A 576-nucleotide genomic window follows, 5' to 3' on the forward strand; every position below is an offset into this window, starting at 1 on the left:
GTATTGATCCGTATTAATGCATTCCATCAACATGGTGTTTATGGAGAAGCCAGCAATTGGCGTGCAGCTTCTCAACAAGAAGTTATTATTTTAACGAATGAATTTAAAGCTAGAAACATTAATTCAATTAAAATACCAAATGTTTATTAATATATAATAACTTACTCCTATTGGATGCAATAATTATATAATTTTATCTATTTGACTTTAATTAACTCAGAAGATAATCTCATTTAGAAAATCTCTTTATGGGCTCCTGCTATGAAAATAAAACATAAATCAATATTATTGATAACATACTCAATATATATATTTCCAATTAATTCCCATGCTAATTATGATATAAAAGATATGGGTAATTCAAATTATAAACCCTTTAGCATTTCAAATAATGCAACCCAATATTATCAACTTCGAAATAATAAACATAACGATATAAAATATAAACATGGTAAAATATTAGATAAGACTAATTATAATCAAAAACTATTTACTCCTTTTGGAAGTGTCTATGTTTATACTGCCATAGATGATGATACGCTTTTAAAATATAATATATTTGCAGATAATATAAAT

General features: G+C 24.7%; 1 protein-coding gene. It reads left to right on the top strand.

Going from position 1 to position 576, the window contains the following annotated elements; genetic code table 11:
- Positions 1-261 precede the first annotated feature (261 nt).
- The coding region (locus tag ABN217_RS19945; RefSeq protein WP_349459959.1) for a hypothetical protein at positions 262-576 on the top strand (315 nt) is incomplete at its 3' end.

The organism is Proteus sp. fly-1067, assembly GCF_040139345.1.
Taxonomy (GTDB): Bacteria; Pseudomonadota; Gammaproteobacteria; order Enterobacterales; family Enterobacteriaceae; genus Proteus; species Proteus vulgaris_B.